At 67.6% G+C, this 17842-nt stretch carries 13 protein-coding genes; 8 read left to right on the forward strand and 5 right to left on the reverse strand.

Annotated elements, in window-relative coordinates; all coding sequences use genetic code 11:
• Positions 1-68: 68 nt before the first annotated feature.
• Together gabD and ACT2FV_RS11320 are read right to left on the reverse strand one after the other, a co-directional pair.
• Positions 69-1538, reverse strand: coding sequence for an NADP-dependent succinate-semialdehyde dehydrogenase (gabD, locus tag ACT2FV_RS11315; protein WP_044845770.1), 1470 nt, complete (start codon positions 1536-1538; stop codon positions 69-71).
• A 100-nt stretch (positions 1539-1638) separates the two neighbouring features.
• Positions 1639-2922, reverse strand: a complete 1284-nt coding sequence (locus ACT2FV_RS11320) for a 4-aminobutyrate--2-oxoglutarate transaminase (RefSeq protein WP_124624267.1) — start codon at positions 2920-2922, stop codon at positions 1639-1641.
• 126 nt (positions 2923-3048) lie between these two features.
• On the opposite strand from ACT2FV_RS11320, the gene pdxR reads away from it, so the two are divergent.
• Entirely contained in the window at positions 3049-4557 is a 1509-nt protein-coding gene (gene pdxR / locus ACT2FV_RS11325) for a MocR-like pyridoxine biosynthesis transcription factor PdxR (protein WP_059599079.1), read from the forward strand.
• Positions 4558-4653: 96 nt separating this feature from the next.
• Here pdxR and ACT2FV_RS11330 read toward each other — a convergent pair whose 3' ends face one another.
• Entirely contained in the window at positions 4654-5490 is an 837-nt protein-coding gene (locus ACT2FV_RS11330) for a DMT family transporter (RefSeq protein ID WP_151048083.1), read from the reverse strand.
• A 114-nt stretch (positions 5491-5604) separates the two neighbouring features.
• Here ACT2FV_RS11330 and selD point away from each other — a divergent pair, with 114 nt between their 5' ends.
• The 3 genes from selD to ACT2FV_RS11345 all read left to right on the forward strand — a co-directional run bounded on the left by selD (position 5605) and on the right by ACT2FV_RS11345 (position 8651).
• Positions 5605-6669: a selenide, water dikinase SelD gene (gene selD, locus ACT2FV_RS11335; protein ID WP_082728817.1), complete on the forward strand. Its 1065-nt coding sequence runs from the start codon at positions 5605-5607 to the stop codon at positions 6667-6669.
• 70 nt (positions 6670-6739) lie between these two features.
• A complete protein-coding gene (locus tag ACT2FV_RS11340; RefSeq protein ID WP_151048082.1) occupies positions 6740-7330 on the forward strand; it encodes a LysE family translocator in 591 nt (196 codons plus the stop codon).
• 241 nt (positions 7331-7571) lie between these two features.
• Positions 7572-8651, forward strand: coding sequence for a purine-nucleoside phosphorylase (locus tag ACT2FV_RS11345; protein ID WP_151048081.1), 1080 nt, complete (start codon positions 7572-7574; stop codon positions 8649-8651).
• Positions 8652-8879: 228 nt separating this feature from the next.
• Here ACT2FV_RS11345 and ACT2FV_RS11350 read toward each other — a convergent pair whose 3' ends face one another.
• Both ACT2FV_RS11350 and ceoR read right to left on the reverse strand, forming a co-directional pair.
• Entirely contained in the window at positions 8880-9176 is a 297-nt protein-coding gene (locus tag ACT2FV_RS11350; protein ID WP_151048080.1) for a DUF4148 domain-containing protein, read from the reverse strand.
• Between the two features lie 417 nt (positions 9177-9593).
• A complete protein-coding gene (ceoR, locus tag ACT2FV_RS11355; RefSeq protein WP_124624250.1) occupies positions 9594-10598 on the reverse strand; it encodes a putative multidrug efflux transcriptional regulator CeoR in 1005 nt (334 codons plus the stop codon).
• A 173-nt stretch (positions 10599-10771) separates the two neighbouring features.
• Between ceoR and ACT2FV_RS11360 the strand changes: the two genes are divergently transcribed.
• The 4 genes from ACT2FV_RS11360 to opcM are packed head-to-tail and all read left to right on the forward strand — an operon-like array spanning position 10772 to position 17674.
• A complete protein-coding gene (locus ACT2FV_RS11360) occupies positions 10772-11632 on the forward strand; it encodes an alpha/beta hydrolase (RefSeq protein ID WP_059599086.1) in 861 nt (286 codons plus the stop codon).
• A gap of 31 nt (positions 11633-11663) precedes the next feature.
• Positions 11664-12881 (forward strand): multidrug efflux RND transporter periplasmic adaptor subunit CeoA, encoded by a 1218-nt coding sequence (gene ceoA / locus ACT2FV_RS11365; RefSeq protein ID WP_059528484.1) that lies wholly within the window; start codon positions 11664-11666, stop codon positions 12879-12881.
• 46 nt (positions 12882-12927) lie between these two features.
• On the forward strand, positions 12928-16128 hold the full coding sequence (gene ceoB, locus ACT2FV_RS11370; protein ID WP_444503863.1) for a multidrug efflux RND transporter permease subunit CeoB: 3201 nt from the start codon (positions 12928-12930) through the stop codon (positions 16126-16128).
• Positions 16129-16138: 10 nt separating this feature from the next.
• Positions 16139-17674, forward strand: a complete 1536-nt coding sequence (gene opcM / locus ACT2FV_RS11375) for a multidrug efflux transporter outer membrane subunit OpcM (protein ID WP_124624244.1) — start codon at positions 16139-16141, stop codon at positions 17672-17674.
• Positions 17675-17842 lie beyond the last annotated feature (168 nt).

Here is a 17842-nt window from a genome sequence, read left to right on the forward strand (position 1 = left end):
CGCGTCGTGACCGCCCGGCTCCGGCCGGGCGGTCAGGGCCGGTCACGGACGCGACCGGCCCTGAACCGTCAGACGGCGAGACAGAGGTACTTGATCACGACGTAGTCGTCGATGCCGTAGTGCGAGCCTTCGCGGCCGAGGCCGGACTGCTTGACGCCGCCGAACGGCGCGACTTCATTCGAGATCAGGCCCGTGTTGACGCCGACCATCCCGTATTCGAGCGCCTCGGCGACCTTCCACACGCGGCCGATGTCGCGGCTGTAGAAATACGCGGCGAGACCGAACTCGGTGTCGTTCGCGAGGCGGATCACCTCGTCGTCGCTGCCGAACTTGAACAGCGGCGCGAGCGGCCCGAACGTCTCTTCCTTCGCGACCTTCATCGCCGGCGTGACGCCCGTCAGCACGGTCGGCTCGAAGAAGCCGTGGCCGAGCGCGTGGCGCTTGCCGCCCGTCACGACGGTCGCGCCCTTCGCGAGCGCGTCCTCGATGTGCGCCTCGACCTTCAGCACGGCCGCTTCGTTGATCAGCGGGCCTTGCGTGACGCCCGGCTCCGTGCCGCGACCGACCTTCAGCTGGCCTACCGCCGCCGCGAGCTTCTGCGCGAACTGGTCGTACACGGCTTCATGCACGTAGAAGCGGTTCGTGCACACGCACGTCTGGCCGCTGTTGCGGTACTTCGACGCGATCGCGCCCTGCACGGCCGCATCGAGATCGGCGTCGTCGAACACGATGAACGGTGCGTTGCCGCCGAGCTCCAGCGACACCTTCTTGACCGTCGCCGCGCATTGCGACATCAGCAGGCGGCCGACCGGCGTCGAGCCGGTAAACGACAGCTTGCGCACGATCGGGTTCGACGTCAGTTCGCCGCCGATCGCCTTCGGGTCGCCCGTGACGACGCTGAACACCCCGGCCGGCACGCCCGCGCGCTCGGCCAGCACGGCCATCGCGAGCGCCGAGAACGGCGTGGCTTCCGCCGGCTTCACGACGATCGGGCAGCCTGCCGCGAGCGCCGGGCCGACCTTGCGGGTGATCATTGCCGCCGGGAAGTTCCACGGCGTGATCGCCGCGCACACGCCGATCGCTTCCTTCGTCACGACGATGCGCTTGTCGCTCGCCGGCGTCGGGATCGTGTCGCCGTACACGCGCTTGCCTTCCTCTGCGAACCACTCGAGGAACGATGCCGCGTAGCCGATCTCGCCTTTCGCTTCGGCCAGCGACTTGCCCTGCTCGGTGGTCAGGATCAGCGCCAGGTCGTCGGCGTTTTCCATCATCAGGTCGTGCCACTTGCGCAGGATCGCCGCGCGTTCCTTCGCGGTCTTCTTGCGCCACGCCGGCCATGCGGCGTTCGCGGCTTCGATCGCGTGGCGCGTCTCGGCCGTGCCCATCGCCGGCACGGTGCCGAGCAGGCCGCCGGTTGCCGGGTTGCGGACCTCGAACGACTCGCCGTTCGCCGCGCCTTGCCATTCGCCGTTGACGTACGCCTGCTGACGGAACAGCGACGGGTCTTTCAGTGCCAGGGTTTCCTGAACAGTGCTCATATGCTTCGCCTGCTTTGAAAAGGACGGATAAGGACGGATGAAAACGACCGCCGCCGTCTTCACGACGGCGGCGGCCCATTCAGTTGAAGCGGACGGGCACTCAGGCCGGCACGCCGACCGTTTCCTTCAGCACTTCCTCGAGGATCACGAGCGCTTCGTCGAACACGGCCTGCGGGATCGTCAGCGGGAACAGGAAGCGCACGACGTTCGAGTACACGCCGCACACGAGCAGCAGCAGCCCGCGCTCGAGCGCACGCGCCTGCACGCGCTTCGTGAATTCCGCGTCCGGCTCGCCCGAACCCGGCTTCAGGAACTCGACCGCGATCATCGCGCCCGGGCCGCGCACGTCGGCGATCTGCGGCACGTCGGCCTGCAGCGAATTCAGCTTCGCCTTCAGCACGTCGCCGAGCTGCGTCGCGCGTTCGCACAGCTTCTCTTCGTCGATGATCTCGAGCACCGCGTGCGCCGAGGCGACGGCCAGCGGGTTGCCCGCGTACGTGCCGCCGAGGCCGCCGGGGGCTGCCGCGTCCATCACGTCGGCACGGCCGACGACGCCCGACAGCGGCATGCCGCCCGCGAGGCTCTTCGCCATCGTGATCAGGTCGGCCAGCACGTCGTAGTGCTGCATCGCGAACAGCTTGCCGGTACGCGCGAAGCCCGTCTGGACTTCGTCGGCGATCAGCAGGATGCCGTGCTCGTTACAGATCTTGCGCAGCGCGCGCACGAACTCGGCCGGCGCCGGGTTGAAGCCGCCTTCGCCCTGGACCGGTTCGAAGATGATCGCGGCGACGCGCTTCGGATCGATGTCGGCCTTGAACAGCATCTCGATCGCCTTGATCGAGTCGGCCGTCGTCACGCCGTGCAGCGCGTTCGGGTACGGTGCGTGGAACACGTCGCCCGGGAACGGACCGAAGTTCAGCTTGTACGGGGCGACCTTGCCGGTCAGCGCCATGCCCATCATCGTGCGGCCGTGGAAGCCGCCCGAGAACGCGATGACGCCCGGACGGCCGGTTGCCGCGCGCGCGATCTTGATCGCGTTTTCGACGGCTTCGGCGCCGGTCGTGAAGAACGCGGTCTTCTTCGGGAAGTCGCCCGGTGCGCGCGCGTTGATCTTTTCGGCCAGTTCGACGTACGACGCGTACGGGACGATCTGGTAAGCGGTGTGCGTGAAGCTGTTCAGCTGATCCGCGATCGCCTTGACGATCTTCGGGTGGCGGTGGCCCGTGTTCAGCACCGCGATGCCGGCGGCGAAATCGATGAAGCGGCGGCCTTCGACATCCCACAGCTCCGCGTTTTCGGCGCGGGCTGCGTAGAAATCGCACATCACGCCGACGCCGCGCGGGGTGGCGGCGTTCTTGCGGGCCTGCAGGTCGGCATTCTTCACGGTCATCTCCTTGATGTTCTGTCCGGTGGGATAAAAAACGGCCGCGTTGGCAGCCCATGGAGGCGACTATAATCACATTTGGCTCTGGCAATCAGAGCCATTTCAATAAATATTCAGGAGCCAATCATGCGCGCTAGCGTGTTGTCGGACTGGCTGGCGCAGCGCCTCGTGCGCGGCGGCGAACAGCCGATCTACCGGCAGCTGCACCGGCTGCTGCAGCAGGCGATCCTGTCGCGCGAACTGCCGGCCGGCACGCGCGTGCCGTCGTCGCGGCTGCTCGCGGCCGAGCTGGGGATCGCCCGCAACACGGTTACGCAGGTTTACGAACAGCTTGCGCTCGAAGGCTATGTGAACTCGGCCACGGGGCGCGGCACGTTCGTCGCCGACAGCGCGCCGGACGAGATCGTCGGCGCGCCGGCAGACGCGGGTGCCGGGCCGGCGGTGGCGCCTTCTTCCGCGCGCCGGCTGTCCTCGCGCGGCACGCGGCTCGTCGAAGGCGCGGGCGTGTCGAAGCGCCAGGGCGGCGCGTTCATGCCGGGCGTGCCCGATGTGTCGCGCTTTCCGGCGCGCGTGTGGACGCGGCTGCACAACAAGTATTGGCGGCGCCTGCGCCCGGATCTGCTGACCTATGCGCCGGGCGGCGGGCTCGCGCTGTTGCGCGAGGCGCTGGCCGACTATCTGCGCACGTCGCGCTCGGTGCGCTGCACGCCCGAGCAGATCGTGATCACGACCGGGATCCACCAGTCGATCGACCTCGCGGTGCGGCTGCTGACCGATCCGGGCGACGCGATCTGGACCGAGGATCCGTGCTACTGGGGCGTGCGCAGCGTGCTGAACGTATCGGGGCTCACCACGCGGCCGATTCCGGTCGACGACGAAGGGATCGCGCCGTCGGCCGCCGATCTCGCGGAGCCGCCGAAGCTGATGCTCGTCACGCCGTCGCACCAGTATCCGCTCGGGATGGTGATGAGCCTCGCGCGGCGCCGGATGCTGCTCGAATACGCGCGCCAGCACGGCTGCTGGATCATCGAGGACGACTACGACAGCGAATTCCGTTACGGCAGCCGCCCGCTCGCGTCGCTGCAGGGGCTCGATACGGCCGGGCAGGTGATCTACGTCGGCAGCTTCGGCAAGACGCTGTTCCCGGGGCTGCGGGTCGGGTATCTCGTCGCGCCGGAGCCGCTCGCGGAGAGCTTCGCGACCGCGAGCGCCGAGCTGTATCGCGAAGGTCAGCTGCTGCAGCAGGCGGTGCTCGCGGAGTTCATCGCGGAAGGGCACTTCGTGTCGCATATCCGCAAGATGCGCACGCTGTACGGGCAGCGCCGCGAGGTGCTGCTCGACGCGGTCGCGCGCCGCTACGGCGACACGCTTCAGGCGCTCGGCAGCGACGCGGGGCTGCATCTCGTCACGCGGCTGCCGGACGGTGTCGACGATCGCGCGGTCGCGCAGGCCGCGCTCGAACGCAACATCGTCGTGCGGCCGTTGTCCGGTTATTACGCGCAGCGCGAACGTGCGGCATCGGGCTTGCTGCTCGGTTATGCGTGCGTGCCGGAGGACGAGATCGCGACGGCGTTCGCGACGCTGGCCGAGGCGATCGACGAGCGGGCGTTCGACCAGGTCGTCGCGACGGTCTGACGAGAACGGGACGGCGGCATGCGCGTGCTGCGGGGCGGGGCGTCGGCAGATTGGCCAATGAGTGTCTCCACCGTACCGGCCCGTCGTTGCCGCACGTCAAAGCCGAATCAACGCCGCGCCCGCGACCACCAGCGCGCATGCGGCAAGCCGCTGCGCACCGGGCCGCTCGCGCATCACGAACCAGCCGATCGCGACCGCGAAGATCGAGCTCGTCTCGCGCAGCGCCGACACCGTCGCGACCGGCAGGTGCCGGTACGCGAGGATCACGATCGCATACGCGGCGAGCGATATCGTGCCGGCGATCGCGCCCTGCGTGAGGGCGGTGCGCGAGCCGAGCACCGCGCGCGGGCCGCCGCGCAGCACGCAGACGAGCACGAGCTGCGGCACGCTCCACAGCAGGTACACCCATGCGATGTAGCCGAGCGCGCTGCCGGACACGCGCGAGCCGATCCCGTCGCAGATCGAATACGCGGCGATGAACACACCCGTGAGCAGCGCGTACGGCACGCCTTCGCCGGAGAACCGGAAGCCGCGCCGCAGCGCGAGCGACATGATGCCGAACGACACGAGCGCGATGCCCGCGAAGCCGAACGGCGTCGGCCGCTCGTGCAGCATCGCGAGCGCCAGCACCGACACGAGCAGCGGCGAGATCCCGCGCGCGATCGGATAGATCTGCCCGAACTCGCCGTTGCGGTACGCACGCGCCAGCGTGAAGCAGTACGCGACCTCGAGCACCGCCGACGCCGCGACATACGGCCAGGCGGCGGGCGCCGGCGCGGGCAGCAGCACGGCGCCTGCGATGCCGAACGCGAGATACGGCAGCGACATCGTGCCGAGCTGGACGAGCCGGTCTTCGCTGACGTGGAGGAAGGCATTCCAGATCGCGTGCAGCAACGCGGAGCACAGCACGAGGCCGATGAACAGGTGATCCATGAACGAAGGTGCGGACGGGAGGGGGAGCGGCGAGCGCCATCAATTATGTGGGTATCCGGCGCGCTCGCGCGGAATTGTCGATAATGGAGCGTTGTTATTCACCGGATGCCGACGATGACCGAAGCCACCCTCACCCCGCCCGCTGTTCCGCGCCTCACGAGCCTGTCCCACGGCGGCGGCTGCGGCTGCAAGATCGCGCCGGGCGTGCTGTCCGAACTGCTGAAGCGGGCCACGCCGCCAGCGCTGTTCCCGGACCTGCTGGTCGGCACCGAGACCTCCGACGACGCGGCCGTCTACCGGCTGAACGACGAACAGGCGATCGTCGCGACCACGGACTTCTTCATGCCGATCGTCGACGACCCGTTCGACTTCGGCCGCATCGCGGCAACCAACGCGCTGTCCGACGTCTACGCGATGGGCGGCAAGCCGATTCTCGCGCTCGCGCTGGTCGGGATGCCGATCAACGTGCTGCCGCACGAGACGATCGCAGCCGTGCTGCGCGGCGGCGAATCGGTGTGCGCGGATGCCGGTATTCCGGTCGCGGGCGGCCACTCGATCGATTCGGTCGAGCCGATCTACGGGCTCGCGGCGATCGGTGTCGTGCATCCGTCGCGCGTGAAGCGTAACGCGGCCGCGCGCGCGGGCGACGTGCTCGTGCTCGGCAAGCCGCTCGGCGTCGGCGTGCTGTCGGCCGCGCTGAAGAAGAACCAGCTCGACGACGCGGGCTACGCGCAGATGGTTGCGACGACCACCAAGCTGAATCGGCCGGGCACCGAACTTGCCGCGCTGCCGGGCGTGCATGCGCTGACCGACGTCACGGGCTTCGGGCTGCTCGGCCACACACTCGAACTGGCGCGCGGCGCGCACCTCACCGCGCGCGTGCATTACGCGTCGCTGCCGTGGCTGGCGGGCGTCGAGGCGTTCGTCGCCGACGGCGTGTTCACCGGGGCATCGGGCCGCAACTGGGCCGCGTATGGCGCCGACGTGCGGCTCGCCGACGGGCTGCCGCCGGTCGCGCAGGCGCTGCTGACCGACCCGCAGACGTCCGGCGGCCTGCTGGTCGCGTGCGCGCCGGACGCGGTCGACGACGTGCTCGCGTGCTTCCGCGCCGACGGTTTCGACCGCGCGGCGGTGATCGGCGAGATGGTGGACGGCCCCGCGCGCGTCGACGTCGCCTGACGCGTTTCCTGACTGCGGATCGCTTTCGGTCGCTAGAATCGAGACCTTCCCTCGAAGGCATCGACGACCGATGAACGATTTCCTGTTCGGGCTGACGATCGCGCTGTCGGTCGGGCCCGTCGCGCTGATGATCGCGAACCACGGGATGCGCGCCGGCATCGCGAGCGGCGTTCGCGCGGCGGTCGGCGTGGCGTCGGCCGACGGCTGCTATGCGCTCGTCGCGTTCACGATCGGGGCGTTGCTCGCGAGCACGCTCGCGTCGTACCTGCCGCTGTTTCGCGTCGTCGGCGCGCTCGTGTTGCTCGCAATGGGCGCACGCATGCTGTGGCAGGCGTTGAAGGATCGGCGCCGCACGCTGGATGGCGTCGCCCCGGCGCCGGGCACGCGCCCGTTCACGTCGATGTTCCTCGTCACGCTCGCGAATCCGCTGACCATCCTGCTGTTCTATGGCTATGCCACTGCCGCGGCCGGCGCGCATCGGCACTGGCTGCTCGGCGCCTTGTGCGTGTTTGCCGGCAGTCTCGTCGGACAACTCGTGTTCGCGTTCGGCGGCAGCGCGATCGGGCGCATCGTGAAGTCGACGCGATGGCTCGTGGCGAGCCATGTGCTGGCGGCGCTGGTCGTGCTCGGTTATGGCGTCGCGGGGATGCTGCGCGTTTAGCTTTAGCGAATCGGGTGCCGTCGTCCGTCACGATCGGTAGCGGCAATGTCGCGTCGCTCAATCGAATGGCATTCCTGATTTTTTGTCGGATATCGTTCGAACCACGCGCGCAAGAACCGCGTGACCAAACACCGCAGCCCGTTTCGTAGCCGGGTTCCTCCTCGCGCATGCGCGTTCTATACTCCCTCGCGCAGTCTCCGAGAGCCGTTCTCACCCAACATCCCCGAAACAAGGAACGCCGATGCTGACTCGCTCCATCCTTTCCGCCGCTGCATTCTCGCTTGCCGCCTGTGCGACCGCGCCGTCGATCGCGCAGGACAACCAGGGCAACGACGCGGGCAACGCTGCATTCGCCGAGACCGGTGCACAGGGCCGCCCGGTCAAGGTCATGATCATCACGATGTTCGGTCCGGAAGGCCAGGCATGGCTCGACCGGCTCGGCCCGTGGCGCGACATCACCGTGCCCGGCCTGTCGCCCGATTATCCGGCCGTTCACTGCAACAAGCAGGACGTGTGCGTGGTGACGACCGGCATGGGCTATGCGAACGCCTCCGCGACGATCATGGCGCTCACGTTCTCGCAGCGCTTCGACCTGCGCCGCACGTATTTCCTCGTGTCGGGCATCGCGGGCGTCGACCCCGCGCAAGGCACGGTCGGTTCCGCCGCGTGGTCGAAATATCTGGTCGACTTCAGCCTGCAGTGGGAGCTCGATGCGCGCGAGATTCCGGCCGGCTGGAACACCGGCTTTCTCGGCATCAATACCAAGAGCCCGAACGACAAGCCGCCGCTCGACTATCGCACCGAAGTATTCCAGCTCAACCCGCAGCTGACGGACGCCGCCTATGCGCTGTCGCGCAACGTCGTGCTTGCCGACAGCGCGCAGGCCCAGGCCGCGCGCGCGAAGTTCACGTATGCGCCGGCGAACCGGCCGCCGACTGTGATCCAGTGCGACACCTCATCGGGCAATACGTGGTTCTCGGGCACGCTGATCGGCGAGCGCGCGCGTCAGTGGACGAAGATCCTCACCGACGGCAAGGGCACCTACTGCATGACCGCGCAGGAAGACAACGCGACGTATGAAGCGCTCAAACGCGCGGCGAGCGTGAAGCGGGTCGACCTGTCGCGCGTCGCGGTGCTGCGCACGGGCTCCGATTTCGACCGGCCGTATGCGGGGCAGACGAGCGCGGACAACCTGCTGAACTACGCGGAGCAGGGCGGCTTCGCGCCGGCGACCGAAAACCTGTATCGCGCCGGCAACCCGCTCGTGCAGGACATCGTCACGCACTGGGGCGAATGGCGCGACGGTGTGCCGCGCCGTTGACGGCCGGACGCTGTCGACGAGGCGTCGGCGCGACGGTCAATGCGATTGCGGCGTGGAACGGAACGGCGTCCACACCGGTGTGGTGTCGTCCCAATGATCGAGCGGCGAAGGAAGTTGATCGTTCATCACAGACTCCTGCAACTAACTGACTAATCGAGTGTTCGACGGCGGTATCGCGACGCCGCGCGGCGGATCATCCGCTGCGCGGCGTTGCACATTGACCGACGTTTAGCGGCCCCCGCCTGCGAGCTGGTTGCTTTCCGGCATCGGGCGATACGGGCCTTCCGCGAGTTCGAGCCCTTGCGGATACGAATTCGCCTTGCGCAGCCAGGCCAGCGTGCCGTCGCGGCGAGCCTGCACGACTTCGGCGCTCACTTCGGCGCGCGTGCGCGGGCCGTTGTTGTGCTGCGTGTACCACGACGTGTTGCCGTAGTCGCCGGCGTGCGGGGTGTTCGTATCGGCGAAGGCCGGTGCGGACACGGCGAGTGCGAGGGCAACGGCGGAGAGAAGATGGCGGCGGTTCATGACGTAACTCCTGTGTTGGTCGGAGTTGGCGCCTGAGCGCTCGCTCCGGCCCCGTCAAACGGGGCTGTTCGATGCGCATCGAGGTGCGCGACAGGGTTTACTCTAGGTATCTGTTCGGACGCGATAAATGCGGCAGACGCGAATTGATTTGTCGTGTTCGAGGAACAATCGCGATTCGCAATGTCGTCAGGGTGACGTCGAAATCGCCCGCAGCCGCCTGCAGCGGGCCTCGCGGCGGTATGCCGCCGCTCGCGCGATGACGTGCGCGGACGATTGCCGCACGCGGCGCAAAGGTCTGATGCGGATTCGGAAAAGGCGAGGTGCGCGGCGAGGAAGGTGGCACGAAGGTGACACCGAAGCGGCACGAAGGCGGGGCGGCGCGCGGGCCGGACAGCCCGCGCGCCGTGGTTCAGGCTATTACGCGACCCACTCGTTGATGACCGGCGTGTCGAGCGCCGGTGCACGCTCGGCTTCCTCGAACGTGCGTTTGCTGCACGTCGCGTCGAGGCTGCCCTTGCCGCTCAGCAGCGGGCAGCGGTCGAACACTTCGGCGATCCAGTCGACGAACACGCGCACCTTCGGCGACAGGTGCCGGCTGTGCGGATACACGACCGAGATCGGCATCGGCAGCGGTTTCAGGCCGGGCAGCACTTCCTTGAGCCGGCCGTCGCGCAGGTGCGGCAGCACCATGAACAACGGCGGCTGGATCAGGCCGAAGCCTTCGAGCCCGCAGGTCACGTACGCATCGGCGTCGTTGACCGACACGATCGAGTTCATCTTGACCTCGACTTCCTTGCCGTCCGTGAGGAAGGTCCAGTCGATCGTGCGGCCGGTGCGGCTCGAGAAATAGTTGACGGCCCTGTGGTCGCTCAGGTCCTCGATCGCTTGCGGCTCGCCGTGCTTCTCGAGATACGCGGGCGACGCGACCGACACGCATTCGAACAGGCCGACGCGGCGCGCGACGAGCGACGAGTCCTGCAGCGCACCGACGCGGATCACGCAGTCGACGCCTTCCTGCAGCAGGTCGACCGGTCGGTCGGACAGGCCGAGCTGCAGGTCGATGTCCGGATAGCGCGTGTGGAATTCGCACAGCGACGGGATCACGAGCAGCCGCCCGATCGAGCCCGGCATGTCGATACGCAACTTTCCGTGCGGCTTCCGGTTGTTGTTCTGGAAGCTTGCTTCGGTTTCCTCGACATCGGCGAGGATCCGCACGCAGCGTTCGTAGTACGCGGCGCCGTCAGGCGTCAGCGACAGCCGGCGCGTGGTCCGGTGCATCAGGCGCACGCCGAGGAATGCTTCGAGATTCTGGATGATCGTCGTGACGGACGCCCGCGGCAGGCTGAGCGTTTCTGCTGCCTTGGTGAAGCTGCTCGTATCGACGACGCGCGTAAACACCTGCATGGCCTGAAGCCGGTCCATCACAACCTCCGCAATCTAATTTGCCGCCGGAACAACAAGGCTGCGCCGCTTTGTAGGCGGAGCAGCCTGGGATTGTTCGGGGGTGTTGAATTGTGTTGCCGGATTATAGGCATTTATCCCGATGTCTGCCGGACCCAGAATTCGTTCCATCTCGAAATGGATGCTGCATCGTCATGGACGCTTCTGAATTCAGCAAATTCCTGAAAGCCGCATTGCCTGCCGAAGCCAGAGCCGGCGCGGCATTGACGGTCGCTGAGGTGGAAATCCCCGGCTACGCGCAGGACATCGTTCTGCGCCTCTACCGCCGCCCGGACAAGACCGGGCTGCCAGTAGTGCTTTATTTCCACGGCGGCGGTTTCGTGCGCGGCACGCTCGACGACGCCGACTTCGCCGCGCGCTTTTTAGCAGAACGCTTACCAGCTCTCGTAGTGTCGGTCGATTATTCGCTCGCGCCGGCCTTTCCTTTTCCGGCCGCGCCGGAGGATGCGTATCGCGCCGCCGTATGGGCCGCGACGCGCGCCCGCGCGTTCGGCGGCAATCCGAAGAAGATCGGCGTCGCGGGGCACGACGCGGGCGGCCAGCTCGCGAACTGTCTCGCGTTCATCGCGCGCGATCGCGGTGAAGTGTCGATCGCCGCGCAGGCGCTGTTCGGGCCGATGCTCGACCCGAGCATGACGCGCATCGGCGACGCCGAACGCCTTTCGTCGGACATCACCGCGCGGGAATGCGCGGCCTGTTATCGCGCCTATCTGCCGCAGGCGGCGCAGCGCATGCACCCATACGCGGCACCGCTCGAATCGGTGCGCCTCGCGGGCCTGCCGCCCACGCTCGTCGTCACCGCGCAGAACGACGTGCTGCACGTCGAAGCGGAGAAATATGCGGGCTGCCTGATTTCATCGGGCGTGCTCACGCAGGTGATCCGCTACCCGGACGTCACGCACGCGGCGCTCGCGATGCACGAAGCCGCGCTCGAGGAAGCAGTGCGCTTCTTCCAGTGCCGCTTCCAGGCGCGCCAGCCGAATCGTTCCGAATAACCACACCAATCCACGCTTATTGGAGATCCACATGGCCATCCTACGCACCTCCCGTTCCCGAATCGCGACAGCGGCGATCGTGACGCTCGCCGTCGTCGGCCTCGGCACGTTCGGCGCGATGCGCGTGAACGCGAACGCACCCGAGAAAGCGGCGGCGCCGCTGCCGGAAGTCGACGTCGCGACCGTCGTGCCGCAGACCGTCACTGATTGGCAAAGCTATTCGGGCCGCCTCGAGGCGGTCGAGAAAGTCGACGTGCGCCCGCAGGTGTCGGGCACGATCGTCGCGGTGAACTTCAAGGACGGCGCGCTCGTGAAGAAGGGCGACGTGCTGTTCGTGATCGACCCGCGCCCGTATCAGGCCGAAACCGACCGCGCGGCCGCGCAGCTCGCCGCCGCGCAGGCCCGCAACGGCTACGCGCAGAGCGACTGGCAGCGCGCGCAGCGGCTGATCGGCGACAACGCGATCGCGAAGCGCGACTACGACGAGAAGCAGAACGCCGCGCGCGAGGCGAGCGCGAACCTGAAGGCCGCGGAAGCCGCGCTGGAAACGGCGCGCATCAACCTTGGCTATACGCGCATCACCGCACCTGTGTCGGGCCGCGTGTCGCGCGCGGAAATCACGCTCGGCAACGTCGTGTCGGCCGGTGCATCGGCCGCGCCGCTGACGACGCTGGTGTCGGTGTCGCCGATCTACGCATCGTTCGACGCGGACGAGCAGACCTACCTGCAATACATCAACGGCGCGCGTAACGGCCGCAAGGTGCCGGTCGAGCTCGGCCTCGCGAATGAAACCGGCTACTCGCGCAGCGGCGAGATCGACTCGGTCGACAACCGGCTCGACACGTCGTCCGGCACGATCCGCGTGCGCGCGCGTTTCGACAATGCTGACGGCGCGCTCGTCCCGGGCCTCTACGCACGCGTGAAGGTGGGCGGCAGCGCGCCGCACCAGGCACTGCTCGTCGACGACGCGGCGATCAACACCGACCAGGACAAGAAGTTCGTGTTCGTCGTCGACCAGCAGGGCCGCGTGTCGTATCGCGAAGTGCAGCAGGGCCTGCAGCACGGCAACCGGCGCGTGATCGTGAGCGGCCTGTCCGCCGGCGACCGCGTGATCGTGAACGGTACGCAGCGCGTGCGGCCGGGCGAGCAGGTGAAACCGCACATGGTCCCGATGACGGGCGGCGATGCGCCGTCCGCGCCGCTCGCGGATAACGCGAAGCCGGCCGCACCGGCGAAGGCGGAATCGTAAGCGGCCCGCCGCTACGGTTTCCGCGTTCAACCAGACAGAGCCACACATGAACATTTCCAAATTCTTTATCGACCGGCCGATCTTTGCAGGAGTCCTATCGGTGATCATCCTGCTCGGCGGGGTGATCGCGATGTTCCTGCTGCCGATTTCGGAGTATCCGGAAGTCGTGCCGCCTTCCGTGATCGTGAAGGCGCAGTACCCCGGCGCCAACCCGAAAGTGATCGCCGAGACGGTCGCGTCGCCGCTCGAGGAGCAGATCAACGGCGTCGAGGACATGCTCTACATGCAGTCGCAGGCGAACAGCGACGGCAACATGACGATCACCGTCACGTTCAAGCTGGGCACCGATCCGGACAAGGCCACGCAGCTCGTGCAGAACCGCGTGAACCAGGCGCTGCCGCGCCTGCCGGAAGACGTGCAGCGGCTCGGCATCACGACGGTGAAGAGCTCGCCGACGCTGACGATGGTGGTCCACCTGATCTCGCCGGACAACCGCTACGACATGACCTATCTGCGCAACTACGCGCTGATCAACGTGAAGGATCGCCTGTCGCGGATCCAGGGCGTCGGCCAGGTGCAGCTGTGGGGTTCGGGCGACTACGCGATGCGCATATGGCTCGATCCGCAGAAGGTCGCGCAGCGCGGGCTGTCCGCGGAGGACGTCGTGCAGGCGATCCGCGAGCAGAACGTGCAGGTTGCGGCCGGCGTGATCGGCGCGTCGCCGTCGCTGCCCGGCACGCCGCTGCAGCTGTCGGTGAACGCGCGCGGCCGCTTGCAGACGGAGGACGAATTCGGCGACATCGTGGTGAAGACGACGCCGGACGGCGGCGTCACGCGCTTGCGCGACATCGCGCGGATCCAGCTGGATGCGTCCGAGTACGGACTGCGCTCGCTGCTCGACAACAAGCCGGCCGTCGCGATGGCGATCAACCAGTCGCCGGGCGCGAACTCGCTGCAGATCTCCGACGAAGTGCGCAAGACGATGGCCGAGCTGAAGCAGGACATGCCGGCCGGCGTCGACTACAAGATCGTCTATGACCCGACGCAGTTCGTGCGCTCGTCGATCAAGGCCGTGGTGCACACGCTGCTCGAAGCGATCGCGCTGGTCGTGCTCGTCGTGATCGTGTTCCTGCAGACCTGGCGCGCATCGCTCATTCCGCTGATCGCGGTGCCGGTGTCGATCATCGGCACGTTCTCGCTGCTGCTCGGTTTCGGTTATTCGATCAACGCGCTGTCGCTGTTCGGGATGGTGCTCGCGATCGGTATCGTGGTCGACGATGCGATCGTGGTCGTCGAGAACGTCGAGCGCAACATCGAAAGCGGGATGAACGCGCGGCAGGCGACCTACAAGGCGATGCAGGAAGTGAGCGGGCCGATCATCGCGATCGCGCTGACGCTCGTCGCCGTGTTCGTGCCGCTCGCGTTCATGTCGGGCCTGACCGGCCAGTTCTACAAGCAGTTCGCGATGACGATCGCGATCTCGACGGTGATCTCGGCGTTCAACTCGCTGACGCTGTCGCCGGCGCTGTCCGCGATCCTGCTGAAGGGCCATGGCGACAAGGAGGACTGGCTCACGCGCGTGATGAACCGCGTGCTCGGCGGCTTCTTCAAGCGCTTCAACAAGGTGTTCCATCGCGGCGCGGAGAACTACGGCCGCGGCGTGCGCGGCGTGCTGTCGCGCAAGACGCTGATGCTCGGCGTGTACCTCGTGCTGGTGGGCGCGACCGTGCTCGTGTCGAAGATCGTGCCGGGCGGCTTCGTGCCCGCGCAGGACAAGGAATACCTGATCGCGTTCGCGCAGCTGCCGAACGGCGCGTCGCTCGATCGCACCGAGAAGGTGATCCGCGACATGGGCTCGATCGCGCTGAAGCAGCCTGGCGTCGAGAGCGCGGTCGCGTTCCCGGGGCTGTCGGTGAACGGCTTCACCAACAGTTCGAGCGCGGGCATCGTGTTCGTCACGCTCAAGCCGTTCTCGGAGCGGCACGGCAAGGCGCTGTCGGCCGGTGCGATCGCGGGTGCGCTGAACCAGCAGTACGGTGCGATCAAGGACTCGTTCGTCGCGGTGTTCCCGCCGCCGCCGGTGCTGGGCCTCGGCACGCTCGGCGGGTTCAAGATGCAGATCGAGGATCGCGGCGCGGTCGGCTACGCGAAGCTGTCGGATGCGACCAACGACTTCATCAAGCGCGCGCAGCAGGCGCCTGAACTCGGCCCGTTGTTCACGAGCTACCAGATCAACGTGCCGCAGCTCAACGTCGATCTCGACCGCGTGAAGGCGAAGCAGCTCGGCGTGCCGGTCACCGACGTGTTCAACACCATGCAGGTGTATCTCGGCTCGCTGTACGTGAACGACTTCAACCGCTTCGGGCGTGTGTACCAGGTGCGCGTGCAGGCCGATGCGCCGTTCCGCCAGCGCGCGGACGACATCCTGCAGTTGAAGACGCGCAACGACCGTGGCGAGATGGTGCCGCTGTCGTCGCTCGTCACGGTGACGCCGACGTTCGGCCCGGAAATGGTCGTGCGCTACAACGGCTACACGGCGGCCGACATCAACGGCGGCCCGGCGCCGGGCTTCTCGTCGGGTCAGGCGCAGGCCGCGATCGAGCGCATCGCGCATGAAACGCTGCCGCGTGGCGTGCGGTTCGAATGGACCGACCTCACGTACCAGCAGATTCTTGCCGGCGATTCAGCGATGTATGTGTTCCCGATCAGCGTGCTGCTCGTGTTCCTCGTGCTCGCCGCACTGTATGAAAGCCTGACGCTGCCGCTCGCGGTGATCCTGATCGTGCCGATGAGCATTCTGTCGGCGCTGACGGGCGTGTGGCTCACGCAGGGCGACAACAACATCTTCACGCAGATCGGCTTGATGGTGCTGGTGGGGTTGTCGGCGAAGAACGCGATCCTGATCGTCGAATTCGCACGCGAACTGGAGCATGACGGCAGGACGCCGCTCGAGGCCGCGATCGAGGCGAGCCGGCTGCGGCTGCGCCCGATCCTGATGACGTCGATCGCGTTCATCATGGGCGTCGTGCCACTCGTCATGTCGACGGGCGCGGGCTCCGAGATGCGGCATGCGATGGGTGTCGCGGTGTTCTTCGGGATGCTCGGCGTGACGCTGTTCGGGCTGATGCTGACGCCGGTGTTCTACGTCGTGCTGCGTACGCTCGCGGGCGGCAAGATCCACGTCGCGGGCAAGGACTCGGCCGGTTACGGCGTGACGGCCCCGGGCGTGCCGGCATCGGATGCTTGAGGAAAACAAGATGGACAACATGCACAACACGAATGGCCTGATGCGCTTCGCGAAGGTGGCGGCCGCGAGCACCCTGCTCGCGACGCTGCTCGCCGCGTGCGCGGTGGGGCCCGACTACAAGCGCCCGGACGTGTCGACGCCCGCGGCGTTCAAGGAAGCGCCGACGCTCGCGGCCGGCGAACAGGCCGGCACGTGGAAAACCGCCGAACCGGCGGACGGCGAGCATCGCGGCGAATGGTGGAAGGTGTTCGGCGATCCGGTGCTCGACTCGCTCGAGTCGCAGGCGCTCGCCGCGAACCAGAACCTGAAGGCCGCGGCGGCGCGCGTCGAGGAAGCGCGCGCGGCGACCCGCACCGCGCGCTCGCAGTGGTTCCCGCAGGTCGGCGCCGGGTTCGGGCCGACGCGGGAAGGGCTGTCGTCGGCGTCGCAGTTCCAGCCGCAGGGCACGGGCCCGACCAACGCGACGCTGTGGCGCGCGCAAGGCACGGTGTCGTACGAGGCCGACCTGTTCGGCCGCGTGAGCCGCAACGTCGAGGCGTCGCGTGCCGACCAGGCGCAGAGCGAAGCGCTGTTCCGTTCGGTGCAGCTCGCGCTGCAGGCGGACGTCGCGCAGAACTACTTCGAACTGCGCCAGCTCGACGCGGATCAGGACCTGTACCGCCGCACGGTCGAACTGCGCGACCAGGCGCTGAAGCTCGTGCAGCGCCGCTTCAACGAAGGCGACATCAGCGAGCTCGACGTGTCGCGCGCGAAGAACGAACTGGCGAGCGCGCAGGCCGATGCGGTCGGCGTCGCGCGCCGGCGCGCGGCGTCCGAGCATGCGCTTGCGATCCTGCTCGGCAAGGCGCCCGCGGACTTCGCGTTCAAGGAGACGCCGATCGTGCCGGTCGCGGTGAAGGTCCCCGCGGGCCTGCCGTCCGCGCTGCTCGAACGCCGCCCGGACGTGTCGGCTGCGGAACGCGCGATGGCGGCCGCGAACGCGCGGATCGGCCTCGCGAAGTCGGCGTATTTCCCGAAGCTCGATATCACGGGCGCGTTCGGCTATGAAGCGTCGACGCTCGGCAACCTGTTCCTGTGGTCGAGCCGCACGTTCCTGCTCGGGCCGTTCGCCGGCACCGCGCTGACGCTGCCGCTGTTCGACGGCGGGCGCCGTGCGGCCGGCGTGCAGCAGGCGCGCGCGCAGTATGACGAGCAGGTCGCGAACTACCGGCAGCAGGTGCTCGTCGCGTTCCGTGAGGTCGAGGACAATCTCGCCGATCTGCGTCTGCTCGACGACCAGATCCGCGCGCAGGATGCGGCCGTCAATGCGTCGCGTCGTGCGGCGACACTGTCGCGTACGCAGTATCAGGAGGGCGAGGTCGCATATCTTGACGTGATCGACAGCGAGCGGTCGGTGCTGCAGTCGCAATTGCAGGCGAACCAGCTGACCGGTGCGCAGGCCGTGTCGACCGTCAACCTGATCCGCGCGCTCGGCGGCGGGTGGGGCGCGGCGCCGACGGCGGTCGGCGATGCGGCGACGGCCAAGCAGGAAGTCGCCGTGCGTTGAGGCGTCGGTGCGCGTGGCGGTTCGCCATGCGTCACCGAAACCGGTGTTTGGTCGACGATCGAAACAACCGATCCGCGGCGACGCGGATCGGTCGATCAACGGGGCAACGACGATGCGTTGATTGCAACTAACGGTCGATCCGCCGTGCGTTGACCCACGGCGCGGCGA

It is taken from the genome of Burkholderia sp. PR2 (assembly GCF_052372875.1).
GTDB classification, from domain to species: Bacteria; Pseudomonadota; Gammaproteobacteria; order Burkholderiales; family Burkholderiaceae; genus Burkholderia; species Burkholderia diffusa.